The sequence below is a fragment of the Ruegeria sp. BA12 genome (assembly GCF_056539625.1).
The window spans coordinates 119,582-133,925 of the sequence record NZ_JBQFVF010000013.1 but is presented as its reverse complement, the minus strand read 5'-3'; the positions used below and the strand labels follow the sequence as shown (position 1 = coordinate 133,925).

Genomic DNA, 14,344 nt, shown 5'->3' with positions numbered 1-14,344 from the left:
TGGTGTTCATGCCGCCTTTGGTGCGACCGATCAGGCGTCCACGCCCCCTTTTTTGACGCCCAAACTGGTCGCGGTACGGTGGGCCTTCAGGCATCTGCATGTGGCAATAGCTGAATAATTGCGTTTACACATTTGCTACCGCATGGTCCGGGCTTGAGATCCAGTTCTTCACATTTTTTCTGATACTTTGCTTTGGCAAGCCTTGCGAGAGACGTAACCGTCATGCGATCCGAAGTCAAAAACCGTTCTTCGAGCAGATCGTAAGTGACTTCTTCAAACAAGAAGTCGTATCTGGGCGCTCGGTTGCCTTTGTTCGTGTGTTTGGGTCGAAGCCCTGCATCGCCTTTTGAACGGTCCAGCTTATCCCAGGATTGAACAGTCCTTAGTGAGGGAAAACCATTAGCTCGGAAAGACGTGTATTTGTCATCCAAGAAGTCTAGTACAAGTCGATTGTAGGCTGCCTGCCAAGTGAGACCACCTCCTCTATGCACTCTGATCGCTGTGATAACACGTTTTTTGAAGCTTAGTTCTTTCTGCTCAGAAGCGTTGAGCATTCGGCGCAGTGACCTGGCATCTGCGTTCGGATCGAACGCCATCTCGGAATGAATGAGTTCTCTGAATCTCTCAAAGCTGATGTGCGAATAAACACCGTCCTTGTCAGTCAAGGAGACTGAACCGTCGCGCACTCCAATTTCTACTACGGTGAAGGTCTGTTCTTCGATCAGAACATGCCAGCCAATATACTGTCGCTGAACGTGGGTCACAGCTCGATAATCTCCAGATGATTTGTTTTGGGAGTTGGGTTCAAAGACGCAACCGAAGCCGGCCCAAGACGTCCACTAAAAAGATCCACTGCAAGAAACCCAGAAAGGATAGCGCAAAGGAGTTCGTCCGAACCAAGATCAAACTCGGAGATCAGCTGACCAAGACGGACACTTTCGGTTGGCACTTCAGCAAGGACTTCTAGAGTTTTCTTCGTTGGTGGCCTATCAATAACCGCCTTTAGCGTGCGGACGTTGTGAGCCACGATTTCCGTCAGCGTTTCGTCTGTAATCAGTGTCCAATGATGGCCAACAGATTTGAAAAACTTTGGCAAAAAATCCCGATGGAGGTCCTCGTTGAGCCACCTTTCAGCTTTAGTTTCAACGAAAGCTGTTCGACCATCCCGCATTCTGACGAGGAAGTCGGGAGTGTAAGGCTTGGGGCGATAGCGCTTTCCGACAAACTCATCGAAAAGATTCTCTTTTTTCGCAAAAGACCTTCCCGATAGAAGATCATATGTGCAAGGTTGGGGCCGGAAACTGGCTACACGCGGATCCAACGCCAACGCAAAGGCAGTCGTGGCCTCCAATGTGCTCTCCAATTGGATGTATCCAGCACATTTCGGAGCACTGACGTAATTTGCTCTCTTTTTTTGCCCCGCTTTTCTTACGGTGCGGGATGTTGGGTGTGATTTGGGGTCTTTTTTCACTGGTAGATCTTGTACTATCCTTGATGGGATTACCCGAATAGGATATTCGGATACAGAATACAGGGAAAAAATGGCGGAAAAATCCGGCAGCCTTGAAGGCGTGGCAAAAAGAGAAAACTGGATCGAGCTTGGCGAAGCTCTTTCAGAGGCAATGAGCCAACCAGAACTCTACGGGCTCGGAACTTCGAGTGAAGTTCTCCAACGTGTAGCTAATATCAAAGGAAAACAATCGGATAGCTTAAAGAAAACTGTGAATGTAAGCGCTTGGTTAAAAAAAAATTACCCGGATATCTTTGCCGCGAGACCTCCATGGCTCGGCATGACCCTGGTGATGTTCCTGATGAAAATGAATGAATTGGACCCTTCGGAAGCCAAAAAATCGGCCGCCGAAGTCTTTGCGGGCCATTCCGGTCAGGTTGCGCTCAAGAAAAAGTATGACGAACTACGAAAAAAGAGAAAGCAGGCGTCTAACTCAGTTACCAGTGCTGCGATTTCTGCACCGGAAAGAGCTCAGCAGTTCGATACCATCGTGACCGACTACTTCGAACGCTTTGGGGCGAAGTTGTTCAACACTAGTCATGTCACCATTCTCTCAGGCAAAGTTATCGAACCGGTCCAACCCGATCTTGTCGTGGACTGTGCAGACGGACGCCGGTTTGCAATCGAAACAAAGTCATATCGTAGTCAAGTCAACCGCCGCGATATTATCGGTATACTGGGGCAATTGGCGTTAATTCAAAAACTTGTGCCCGAAATTCTCATGATTGTGCCCGAAGGAAGCGCATATGACTTGCGTAGGATGAATGATTTGCGCGACAAACTCTCCTTAAAAGGTATTCGCTTTGCGACATTGCCCGAAAAAAGAGCTGAACGAGCTACAGACCTTAGGGTAACCGAATAAAGCTATTTGCAGGCAGTAAGATTGAAATGAAAGCATTCGAATTCGACAGCAGTCTCATTGAGAACTACGCGCACTTTTCGCAATCGTTCAGCGCCTTACGTGCGACAGATCTAAAGTCGCAGGTCGAAGCACTCTATCAAGACGGCCATTTCTGGCCGGACCCGCTTTTGTCATTGAACCCACGCTATGAAGAAGGCCCGACAACTGCCGAACTCATTTCTACTGGAGATTTGGATAAAGCTACCGGTGAAATTTTCCGGTTCGGAGCCGAGCCACTTCGGTTCCACCGGCATCAAGCTCAAGCCATCGCTAAAGCGCGTGCAGGTCAAAGTTTTGTCGTCACGACAGGTACGGGATCTGGTAAGTCTCTCTGCTTCTTTGTTCCAATCGTCGACGCTATCGTAAGGGCAAAAAAAGCGGATAAATCTCGGCGAACAAGAGCCATCATTGTCTATCCGATGAACGCTCTCGCAAATAGCCAAATCAAAGAAATTGAGAAGTTTATTTCTCAGTCTGGCCTACCAATGGAGCTCCTCCCAACTGTCGCCCGCTACACGGGTCAGGAAGGTCAGGAGGAGCGACAACGCATCGCGGCCAATCCCCCCGACATCTTGCTAACAAACTTCATGATGGCGGAGCTTTTGCTAACCCGCCAAGACGATCAGGACACCCGAGTCGTCGAGAACACAAAGGGCCTGGAGTTTATCGTTCTTGATGAACTTCACACCTACCGCGGACGACAAGGCGCTGATGTAGCTATTCTGGTTCGGAGATTGAGAGATCGGTGCGCAGGCGAAAAAGCACCGATTTGTATCGGCACGTCCGCAACAATGGCCAGCGAAGGAAGCGACGATGGGCGGGCCCTGGCTGTCTCACAGGTTGCTTCGCGACTGTTCGGTGCCAGCATCGGTCCCGACGCCGTTATTGACGAGGCGCTACGGCGTTCAACTGATGATTCTATAGAGATTGCAGATGTCATCCCCACACTTGGAGAAACAATAAGCCAAGGGATCCCTTCAGAACTCACTGACGACCAGCTTAAGAAACATCCATTGGCTGTTTGGTGTGAGCTGGCACTCGGTTTGGACGACGGCAAGGACCTTAAGCGCAAGCGACCAATTCCATTTGGTGAAGCTGTTCAAGAGCTAAAGAAAGCCTCCGGAGAGAGCGAAGATCAGTGTCAGCAGGTGTTGGAAACCTTTCTCACTCTCGTCAGTCTGCCCGAAAAGGACAGAGGCGGATCAGGTGATGCTGCATTTCTGGCATTCAAACTGCATCGGTTTGTTTCCGGTGCTGGTGAGTTTTTTACCACCCTAACCGATCACCCGAGAACTGTTCTTTTAGATGGCCAATTGGAGGATCCAAACAACCCTGGCCACAGAATGTACCCCACGCGGTTTTGTCGCGAGTGCGGTCAAGAATATCACGTCGTCACAAAAGTGGAACGAGACGGCCAAACCAGTTTCATTCCTCGAAACATCGATGACACCCCCATCGACGACGATGAAGAAGACATTGCCGGATACCTAACCCCTACTGGTGAAGGCGACGCGGATTACCGTTATACAGGGGAAATCGAAAGCTATCCTGAAACTTGGGTTGAAGAGCACCGCGGTGTTGAACGATTGCGTTCTTATAGACGCGCACGCGCCCCTCAGCCCGTGACGGTTGGCGCTGACGGTCGTCTAGGTTCAAGCGGAATGGACTTTTGGTTCTTGCCGGGAAAATTCGGTTTCTGCACCTGCTGCCTGCATGAACCGCCAACTGGCATGCGCGAAAGAAGCAAATTAGCCGGCCTTTCAGGCGAGGGCAGAAGCTCTGCGACCACATTGCTGGTCTCAACCGCCCTTGAATGGTTGAACGCTCCAAGCAGCAATGTCCCGAAAGACAAACGCAAGATTCTTGGCTTCACAGACAATAGGCAGGACGCAGCACTACAAGCTGGGCACTTCAACGATTTTCTGTTTGTAAGCTTGCTGCGCGGAGCAATTCTTCGGGCCGTGTTGGACGAAGGGTCCTACGGGTTGCGCGAGGAAGAGTTTGGACTGCGCGTCGTTCGCGCTCTTGGGTTCACAGCCAATAACAAGGATGCACGCGTTCACTGGATGCTGGATCCTACGGCGGGTGCTGTCATCAGAGAAGACGCAGAGCGGGCACTTGCAAAGGTCATGGCACATCGCGTTTGGACAGATCTCCGACGCGGTTGGCGATTTACAAATCCAAGTCTGTCCATCTTAAATCTCGTCGCCTTGGACTTTGTTGGCCTCGATGAAATTGCAGGAGACCAAGAACGCTTAACCGCAATTCTTCCAGAGTTCGGTGCTTTACCTACGCAAGACAGACGCGAGGTTCTCCGCACATTCCTAGAAGCCATGATCGAAGGTTTGGCCGTCCGGACGGAGGCACTCGAACTGCCAATACTGGACACAACCGCTCAGAAATCGAGAGGCCTGCTGCGATCTCCTTGGTCGATTGATCAGAAGGAAAGTCTTCAAGGGCAGTCAATTTTGTACCTACAGCCTCCAAGGCGCGGCAACATCGGCCTTCGGGAAGAAAAAACAATTCTACGTGCTGGCCATAACTCTAGAATTGCCAAGCTAATCAACAAGCGCAGCAAGCTCGGCGTCAAACTTGGCAAGGATGACTACCTGAGGGTGATGGAAGAAGTCCTTTCGTATCTGAGCGAAGAAGGGCTGCTGACCCCAGTAAGCCTGGATGACGGCCAACAGGGTTGGCAACTTTCACCGTCGGCTGTGCGATTGGTGCCTGGTGCTGCGGTGAATGACGCCCAATTCCGTGGAAACGCCTACTTTCACGATCTTTACACCAGCATCGCAGCAGATCTCAAAGGCGGACACAGCAGTTATTGGGGTCTCGAGAGCCGCGAACATACGGCACAGGTGACCCAGCTACAGCGAGAATGGAGAGAATGGCGTTTCCGGTTTGAGGATGATGATATTGCCAAGCTCGAGGAGAATGCTCTCCAAATCAAAGAAAGCGGTGAGTCAGTCCAGTTTTTGCCAGCAATGTTCTGCTCACCTACAATGGAGTTGGGCGTCGATATATCTGCACTGAACGCGGTTTATCTGAGAAACGTACCCCCGACGCCTGCAAACTACGCACAACGCGCTGGACGCGCCGGTCGTTCAGGTCAGGCAGCTGTCGTGTTTACTTATTGCGCGGCCCAATCACCACATGATCAATACTTCTTCGAACGTCGGAACGACATGGTCTCTGGTATCGTCAAACCACCGGCACTCGACATCACCAATCGAGATTTGGTCACCTCCCACCTACACGCGGTGTGGTTAGCAGAAGCGAGACTCGCACTATCACCGGATATTCCGCTGATCCTGGATCTTGAGAACGAAGACTATCCACTCAAACCAGAGATATTAACAGTCGTTCAGGCATCAAGCCTGGTGGAACGGTCCAAGGCGCCAATGGGTCGTGTGCTAGCACAGATTCTCCAGTCTTTGGGTGGGGAAATGCCGAAATGGCTGACATCCCCGGAAGAGTTTGTGGCAGAGGTTGCAGCGGAAGCACCGCACGAGTTCGACAAAGCATTCAACCGCTGGAGAGAACTTTACAATTCAGCGAGAACACAACTGATTGAAGCCAACAAGAAGTCCCAGCAGGCTGGCTTGTCCGCTTCTGACCGGCGTAAGATCAGGGCCGCGCAAGCCCAAGCCAACGACCAAATCACGATCCTTGAGCAAGGAAAGGCGTCAAACGGCTCCGACTTTTATTCTTACCGCTATCTTGCCACGGAAGGTTTCCTACCGGGATACAATTTTCCGCGTCTTCCTCTCTATGCGTTTGTGCCCGGTGAGGGGAAAAGCGGGGCTTACTTACAGCGCGCAAGGTTTCTTGCAATCGCAGAGTTTGGACCAAGAAGCCTAATATACCATGAGGGCCGCGCATTCCGGGTTATGAAAGCAAAACTGCCGCCGGAAACACGGACTGCCGATGGGCAAGAACTGGCAACAAAAGAAATCACGATCTGCCCAAACTGTGGCGCCTCGCATGAAGAGGAAGTCGAACGTTGCCATGCCTGTGATCACTCTATGGCTGGTGAGTTGCCCGTTAAGAGAACTCTCAGAATTGACAACGTTGAGGCGGCCCCTGCGGAGCGTATCACTGCAAATGACGAAGAGCGTGTCCGGCAAGGTTTCGAAATTCAAACCGTTTTCTCATGGCCGCAAAAGGCTGGAAAATCTAACATCACTGAAGCGCAGTACCTTGCCGGAGGTAAGCGACTGCTCGACCTGCAATATGCGAACAGCGCAGAGATAAGCCGAATTAATAAAGGGTTACGACGCCGCAGGGACCAGACTGTTCTTGGCTTCCTGATCGACCCACGGACAGGGTATTGGGCAAAAACTCCAGACGAAGATGCGGATACCGATCCCCCACCAGACGCTGTGCAACCAGTCCGGATCGTACCAATCGTACGCGATCACAAGAACGCTCTCTTGTTCAGGTTTCATCGCCCCGATCTCTATGAACCAGAGACCTTGGCCACCGTTCAACACGCGTTGATGCGCGGCATAGAAGTCGTGTTTCAGCTAGAAGAAGGGGAAATACTTGGGGAGCCGTTGCCGAAACGTGACGACCGGCGCACTATTCTCGCTTATGAAGCAACAGAAGGGGGCGCCGGTGTCCTAAGTCGCCTTGTCGAGGACGAGAACGCGCTGCGCCGGGTCGCGCTTGCAGCTCTGAATCTGATGCACTTCAAAGAAGTAGATGCCGCTGTCGCAGCAGGTGATGGGTCACTGCTCAAGGACACGGACGATGCATGTGTTCGCGGCTGTTACCGATGCTTGCTATCCTACTTTAATCAGCCAGATCATGAGTTGATTGACCGAGTGAGCGATGAGGCCAAGCAACTCTTGGTGGACCTTGCAAGGGGCGAATTGACCACTTCCACGGCTTCAGACACAAGCTCATCTACCGAAGCTTGGATTAATGCATTTGCTCACGCGGATTTGCCATCTCCAGATGCAAAACCATTCACGTTTGGCGAGCAGCAGGTGCAATTCGCCTGGCGGGATCACTACGTGGCAGCAGCAATCGGGCTGGCCTCTGAGCAAGCAGATGCTATTGCCGCCGAAAAAGGTTGGACAATCGTATCGCTGCCTTGTGAGCCGAATGAAGGTGTTCCCGCGGAACTGATCGAATTACTTGGCGGAGCATATCATGACTGAAGCATTCTCACCCGGAGACTTGGTACGGGCCCGCGGTCGTGAATGGGTCGCACTCCCTCCCCCAAAAGAAGGTCTTCTCGCGCTCAGACCACTCACTGGAAACGAGAAAGATACTGTCGTTCTTGATCCAACCCTGGAGTTGGAAAGCGTTGAAGCTGCGCGCTTTGATTTACCTGATGACGCTGCTCTAACGGTACAATCGAAAGCCGCTCTGTTGTCGGACGCACTTCGACTTACTCTGAGGCGCGGCGCTGGACCCTTTCGTTCAGCGGCAAATCTCGCCTTCGAACCCCGGATTTATCAGCTAGTTCCTCTGCTCATGGCAATGCGCATGCCAGTGCCAAGGCTATTGATTGCTGATGATGTTGGTATCGGAAAGACGGTCGAAGCCGGACTTATTCTTCGGGAGCTGATGGATCGTGGCGAAGTTGACACTTTTTCGGTCCTCTGCCCTCCCCATCTAGTCGATCAATGGATCATGGAATTGAACTCCAGGTTTGGGATCGAAGCCGTCGCCGTTACATCTAGCTCTGCCGCGCGGCTTGAACGTGGCCTGCCGCTGGCGCAATCTCTCTTCGACGCATATCCCTTCACGGTCGTCAGCTTGGACTATATCAAAGCCGATAAACGCCGAGACGGATTTGCCAAGGCTTGCCCGGATTTCGTGATTGTTGATGAAGCGCACGCATGTGTTGGGACGCACAAAGGCAAGCAGCAGCGCTTTGAGCTATTGTCTGGTCTCGCAAAAGATCCTGAACGACGGATCATTATGCTGACTGCAACCCCGCATTCGGGAGACGAGGAAGCGTTCTCACGGTTGCTTTCACTCATCGATCCTGCCTTTGCCTCGTTGGCATTTGATGATGTTCGATATCGTGAAAGACTGGCACGCCACTTTGTTCAACGCCGTAGAATCGATCTTGTTTCAAAGGACTGGGGAGAAGATCGCGCGTTTCCAAAGCATGAAACGACGGAAGCACCCTATCGGCTGACCCAAGAGCATTTGAACTTCCAAGAACAGGTTTTGGACTATTGCCTCGGTGTTGTCGAAAGAGCTGGAGAAGCCCAACGAGACAGGCGATTGGCATTTTGGGGCACGCTTGCGCTGATGCGTTGTGTCGGCTCGTCGCCAGCGGCTGCATTGAGCGCTCTGAGAAACCGGATGTCCAACGAGGCAGATCGGTTGGAACCACAGGTTTTTGATGAGGACGGCGATGATGAAGACGCGGTGGATGTTGAGCCCAGCGCATCTTTCTCCGTGGATGAGGCATTAGCCGATCTCATTCAGAGCGCGGAAGACTTGGTAGCGGCCAAAGACCCAAAGCTAGCAGCGCTGATTGGCATTCTGAAACCGATGATAAAGGATGGAGCCAATCCGGTTGTGTTCTGTCGATACCTGGCAACGGCGGAACATGTCAGGGATGGATTGAGAAAAGCCTTCCCCAAATTGACGGTTGAGGCTGTCACCGGAGTGCTGACGCCTGATGAACGGCGTGATCGCGTTGCAGACATGGCCCCTGACGATGACGACGAAAGTCCACCTCAACGAATTCTTGTTGCGACGGACTGCCTCTCTGAGGGGATCAACCTCCAGCAAATTTTTGATGCGGTTGTTCACTATGATCTCAGTTGGAACCCAACTCGACATCAACAACGAGAAGGTCGTGTAGATCGTTTTGGCCAGCCGGCCGAATTGGTGCGGTCCATCATGATGTTCTCTCCCGACAGCGCAATTGATGGCGCCGTGCTAGACGTAATTCTCCGAAAAGCGGAAGAAATCCGTAAAGCGACCGGGGTAACTGTTCCACTGCCCGACGACCGGGCTCCCGTTACCGACGCACTCATGGCCGCGATGATGCTCAAAAAGGGTGGAACCCGACAACTAGCTTTTGATCTGCGCCTCGATGACGGAACCCAAATAATGGAAGCAGTTTGGAGAGATGCGTCCGAGAAAGAAAAGGCGTCACGTGCACGCTTCGCCCAAAATGCAATGAAACCAAACGAAGTGGCTCCGGAATGGGAAAAAGTCGCAAACCTGCTTGGATCTCCAGAAGATGCGAAAACCTTTCTCGAACGCTCCATGTCTCGGTTTGGTGTTCCGCTCGAAGAAAAGAAATCGCTCGTACGCGCTCACGTTCATGCGCTTGATCTTCCACTGAAGGAGCGTTTGGAACAAAAGGCTCTGACTGGAACAATTAAGCTGGCCCTGTCTGAACCGGCTCCATCTGGTACAGCTCTATTGACGCGAACGCACCCGCTTACTGCAACGCTTGCGGAAACATTGGTCGAGGCGTCACTGGATCCAGCCTCAATGCACGACCTCGGCATTGGCAGACTGGGCGCTTGGCCTACTAACAAGGTCGAAAAGGTCACAAGACTCGCCTTGTTGAGAATTCGCTACAAACTTCGGGTTCACGCACGAAGAGAGCGGTTACTGCTTGCCGAAGAGGCCGCCCTGGTGGCCCTAGAAGGCGAACAGTTGGTTTGCAGCGGGGATGATGCGCGCCAGCTTTTGAGCGCAACAGCTTCCGGAAACCTTGCCCCGGTTGCGCGTGAGAGATTCGTCAAACAGGCACAAGCGCAACTGCCCGGATTGCTAGAGGGTCCAATCGCGAAATACGTTGCCGAGCGCGCAGATGAGCTTGTCGGCGACCATGCAAGAATCCGTGCTGCAACCGGTTCCGGATCGAAAGTTACAGTGGAGCCGCTGCTCCCGCCTGATGTCATCGGACTGTTTGTTTTGATGCCAAGCGAGGAAGAATAATGGCTAGAAAACAGGTTGTTGATCTTTCGTCTTGGCCATCCCTCACTCTGGAAGGCAACATCATTGCACCAGCAATGGTCGCCAAGGTCGACCAGCGCGGAGCCTCAGAGCAAGCCGAAGAAGACTATGGCGTCCGAAAAGGTCTGAGCATTCGGGAAGAGATTTCATTGGCTTTCCGCGTGGGGCAATCGCATTTCGACGATTTCCGAAAATCTGAAACTCCATCAACTGAAGCAACGCGTCGGTTTGTGCAGGGTTTGTTGAAGGAAGCCTTCGGATTTGATGACATGGCTGCGGCACCGGCGCCGGTTTCGCAGATCGCTGGAGGGCGCGCACCAGTCGTGATCGTTCCGCCAGAAGAGGAACTCGATAAACGGAGCCCGACGCTTTCAGTCGAACGGTCTCTCTCACCTGCGTTTGCGCTGCAAGACTACCTTAACCAACATGAAGACGCCCTCTGGGGTCTTGTCACGAATGGTAAGTCGTTAAGGCTCATGCGCGACAATGCATCGCTGACCCGTCCTGCTTACATAGAAGCAGATCTGGAGCAGATCTTTTCAAACGAGGACATAGCCTCCTTCGCGGTACTCTGGCTGCTCATCCATAGATCCCGTTTTGGTAAAGCTGAGACCCCGGCGACGGATTGCGCATTGGAGCGGTGGCGCGAAGCCGGGTCAAAAGAGGGGGAAGCTGCTCGAGACCGATTGGCGGACCAAGTTCAGTTGGCTCTGAAATCACTAGGGTCAGGGTTTCTGGAAGCAAACCCGGATCTCCAGAACCAGCTGAAATCCGGCGACCTGCCTCTGACCGACTGGTTTAACGAACTGCTCCGGCTGGTTTATCGGCTTATTTTTCTGATGGTTGCCGAAGACCGCAACTTGCTGCATGCGCCCAATGCCAAGAAGGACGCACGTAAACTCTACGTGGAAGGCTATAGCCTGGCACATCTGCGATCACAGTGCGTTCGACGGTCCAGTTGGGATCGGCATCACGACCGCTACGAAGGTCTCAAGGTGGTTTTCGGTGCCTTGACGCGAGGTGAGTCCAAGCTGGCTTTGCCAGCATTAGGTGGCCTGTTCGCACAGAAGAAGACATCTCGCCTCGACACTGCGAAACTCCGCAATAAGGCCTTTATGGAAGCTCTGTACCGACTTGCTTGGCTCAGCGACAAGTCCGGCATTGTGCCGGTGAACTGGCGCGCTATGGAGACCGAAGAACTGGGGTCCGTTTACGAGACTCTCTTGGAACTCCAGCCTCAGTTATCCGACGACGGCAGGGAGCTGCGATTTGCATCGGAATCCGCCGAGCAGAAGGGCAACCAGCGCAAGACGACCGGCTCCTACTACACGCCCGACAGCCTCGTTCAGGCGCTCCTCGACACCGCGCTCGATCCCGTGCTCGACAAGACAGAGGCCGAAGCGGACGACCCCGCCAAGGCGCTGCTGAAGCTTTCGGTCATAGACCCCGCCTGTGGCTCGGGCCACTTTCTTCTGGCAGCCGCCCGGCGCATCGCCACGCGACTTGCCCGCATCCGGGCCGAGGGTACACCCTCGCTCGTCGATTTCCGCCACGCCCTGCGCGATGTCGCGCGCTGCTGCATCCACGGGGTGGACCGCAACCCGATGGCGGTGGAGCTGACCAAGGTCGCGCTCTGGATCGAGACGGTGGATCCCGGCCTTCCTCTCGGCTTCTTCGACGCGCAGATCCGCTGCGGCGATGCGCTGCTAGGCGTCTTCGATCTGAAGGTGCTGGAGGACGGCATTCCCGACGCCGCCTACAAGCCGCTGACCGGCGACGACAAGGACGTCGCCAAATTCTACGAGCGCGCCAACAAGGACGCGAAGAAGGGCCAGGGCACGTTCGACTTCACCGGCGGCCGGTCGGACCTGCCAACCGCGCCGCTCTCGGCCGAGTTCTCCGACTTGCGGGACTTGCCGGAGGACACCGTCGAGGATGTGGAGGCCAAGGCGAAGGCCTACCGCTCGCTCCGCAAGCAGGACGCCTTCCTGCGGGCGCGCATGGGCTGCAACCTCTACACTTCAGCGTTTCTGCTGCCGAAGACCGGAGACGTGCCAAGCGGTGACTCCGAGCGGATTGTGCCGACCTCGCAGGATGTCTGGCTGGCGGTTGGTCAGGGGAAAGGCCGCAAGCCCATCATGGAGAACGCGAAGGCAGCGATGCAGGCGCGGGCGTTGCATTGGCCGCTGGAGTTCCCCGACATCATGGGGCGCGGGGGGTTCAACGTCGTGCTCGGCAACCCTCCTTGGGAAAAGATCAAGCTCTTGGAGAAGGAATTCTTCGCTTCACGTGACGCAGAGATTGCGACTGCGCCTAACAAAGCGGCCCGTGACAAGCTTATCGCCAGCCTCCGAAGTGCCGAAATTGGCTCCACGAAACACGCTCTGTTCAAAGAGTTCGAGAGCGCGAAGCGTTTTTCCGAAGCCAACTCGACCTTTGTACGCGTATCCGGCGATGAGGGAGGTCGCTTCGCTCTTACCGGCAAAGGAGACGTCAATACCTACGCGCTTTTCGCTGAACTATTCGCCAGTCTGATGGGGGAAGAAGGCCGTGCAGGTGTTATCGTCCCAACTGGCGTGGCAACAGACGCCACGACGGCTCCATTCTTTGCGCACCTAGTCAATAACGAACTCTTGGCGGGTTTGATCTCTTTCGAGAATGAAGAGTTCATCTTCCCTGCCGTCCACCATTCTTTCCGCTTCTGCCTTCTCTCGCTATCCAGGGAGCCGACTAACGAACCAACATTCGCGTTCTTCCTCAGAAATACAGGCGCGATAGCGGAAGAAGAACGCTTCTTCACTCTGTCTCCTGACGAGATAGCAGCTATCAACCCGAATACCAGAACCGCACCGGTCTTTCGCTCCCGCTGGGATGCCGAGCTGTCCGCCAAGATTCACAAAAATACGCCGGTTCTCATAGACGAAGGCAACGTCGTAAGTGGCAATCCTTGGGCAATCAGCTTCATTCGGATGCTGGACATGTCGAACGACAGCAGTCTCTTCCGAACGGCTACTGAACTGGATAACGCGGGGTTTGCCCGCGATGGCGCAGACTGGGTGATAGAAGGTGCCAGACCTGCGCAAGGCGCTCTTGACGTAGATGGTGCTGACACTCGGTCATTCGCTCTTGAAGGCGGTGCACCAAGAAAACCACAACGCTACGTCCCTCTCTACGAAGCCAAAATGATCCATCAGTTTGATCATCGTTGGGCTGGCTACGTAGATGGCGAAGTCAACTTCGAAGAGTGCACCGAATTGCAGAAACAAGACCGCGGTTTCGAACCGATTCCGCGCTATTGGGTCCCCGAAAGTGAGGTGAACAGTCGTCTCTCCGTTAGAGATTGGAGAAGGCAATGGGTTTTGGGTTGGCGCGATGTAACTAGTGCGCATGTATTTCGGACAGCCATAGCAACGGTTTTTCGAGCCATCGGAGCAGGTAACAGCCTTCCCCTGATGTTGTTTGAAGACCATATTACTCCAGAGCAGATTGCCGCTCTTTCGGGAAATCTGAGCTCATTCGTTTTCGACTTTGCAACCCGCTTCAAGGTGGGAGGCACCCACCTGAACTACTTCATTATCCAGCAGCTTCCGGTGTTGCCTCCGAGCTTTTACTCGGGCTCGCACCTGAACTTCGTGATGCCTCGCGTGCTGGAGCTCACCTACACCTCGCACAGTCTCGCCCCCTTCGCCCGCGATCTGGGCCATGACGGCCCGCCCTTCGCCTGGGACGAGGACCGCCGCGCGCTCCTCCGCGCCGAGCTCGATGCCTTCTACGCCCGCGCCTACGGCCTGACCCGCGACGAGCTGCGCTACATCCTCGATCCCGCCGAGGTGAAGGGCCCCGACTACCCCTCGGAAACCTTCCGCGTCCTCAAGGAAAAGGAAATCCGCCAACACGGCGAATACCGCACCCGCCGCCTCGTCCTCGAAGCCTGGGACCGCATGGAAGCAAACGGCGAATTCACGGCGATGGGGATGTAGGGG

Annotated in this window: 6 protein-coding genes and 1 pseudogene; 4 read left to right on the top strand and 3 right to left on the bottom strand. The window is 53.9% G+C overall.

What is annotated here, in order from left to right:
• The 3 genes and pseudogenes from ACR0B0_RS19620 to ACR0B0_RS19610 form a co-directional block, all read right to left on the bottom strand.
• Nucleotides 1-90: pseudogene (locus tag ACR0B0_RS19620) on the bottom strand (IS5/IS1182 family transposase); the annotation flags it as partial.
• A complete protein-coding gene (locus tag ACR0B0_RS19615) occupies nucleotides 87-764 on the bottom strand; it encodes a hypothetical protein (protein ID WP_480649213.1) in 678 nt (225 codons plus the stop codon). The pseudogene ACR0B0_RS19620 and the gene ACR0B0_RS19615, both read right to left, overlap by 4 nt.
• On the bottom strand, nucleotides 761-1,471 hold the full coding sequence (locus ACR0B0_RS19610) for a hypothetical protein (protein ID WP_480649211.1): 711 nt from the start codon (nucleotides 1,469-1,471) through the stop codon (nucleotides 761-763). Before ACR0B0_RS19610 ends, ACR0B0_RS19615 begins: the two co-directional genes overlap by 4 nt.
• Nucleotides 1,472-1,541: 70 nt before the next feature.
• Here ACR0B0_RS19610 and ACR0B0_RS19605 point away from each other — a divergent pair, with 70 nt between their 5' ends.
• From ACR0B0_RS19605 to ACR0B0_RS19590, 4 genes are read left to right on the top strand one after another with little or no spacing between them, the layout of a single operon-like run.
• Complete coding sequence (locus ACR0B0_RS19605) at nucleotides 1,542-2,372, top strand: hypothetical protein (RefSeq protein WP_480649209.1); 831 nt, start codon at nucleotides 1,542-1,544, stop codon at nucleotides 2,370-2,372.
• Nucleotides 2,373-2,398: 26 nt separating this feature from the next.
• Entirely contained in the window at nucleotides 2,399-7,579 is a 5,181-nt protein-coding gene (locus tag ACR0B0_RS19600) for a DEAD/DEAH box helicase (RefSeq protein WP_480649207.1), read from the top strand.
• Nucleotides 7,572-10,343 carry a helicase-related protein gene (locus tag ACR0B0_RS19595; protein ID WP_480649205.1) on the top strand — a complete coding sequence of 924 codons (2,772 nt, stop codon included), beginning with the start codon at nucleotides 7,572-7,574 and terminating at the stop codon, nucleotides 10,341-10,343. Before ACR0B0_RS19600 ends, ACR0B0_RS19595 begins: the two co-directional genes overlap by 8 nt.
• A complete protein-coding gene (locus ACR0B0_RS19590) occupies nucleotides 10,343-14,341 on the top strand; it encodes an Eco57I restriction-modification methylase domain-containing protein (RefSeq protein WP_480649203.1) in 3,999 nt (1,332 codons plus the stop codon). The genes ACR0B0_RS19595 and ACR0B0_RS19590 overlap by 1 nt, the downstream gene beginning before the upstream one ends.
• Nucleotides 14,342-14,344: the final 3 nt, after the last annotated feature.

Bases quoted from the DNA above. Each gene is read 5' to 3' on its own strand.
- ACR0B0_RS19605 (WP_480649209.1), top strand. From the start codon at position 1,542: ATGGCGGAAAAATCCGGCAGCCTTGAAGGCGTGGCAAAAAGAGAAAAC.
- ACR0B0_RS19600 (WP_480649207.1), top strand. From the start codon at position 2,399: ATGAAAGCATTCGAATTCGACAGCAGTCTCATTGAGAACTACGCGCAC.
- ACR0B0_RS19595 (WP_480649205.1), top strand. From the start codon at position 7,572: ATGACTGAAGCATTCTCACCCGGAGACTTGGTACGGGCCCGCGGTCGT.
- ACR0B0_RS19590 (WP_480649203.1), top strand. From the start codon at position 10,343: ATGGCTAGAAAACAGGTTGTTGATCTTTCGTCTTGGCCATCCCTCACT.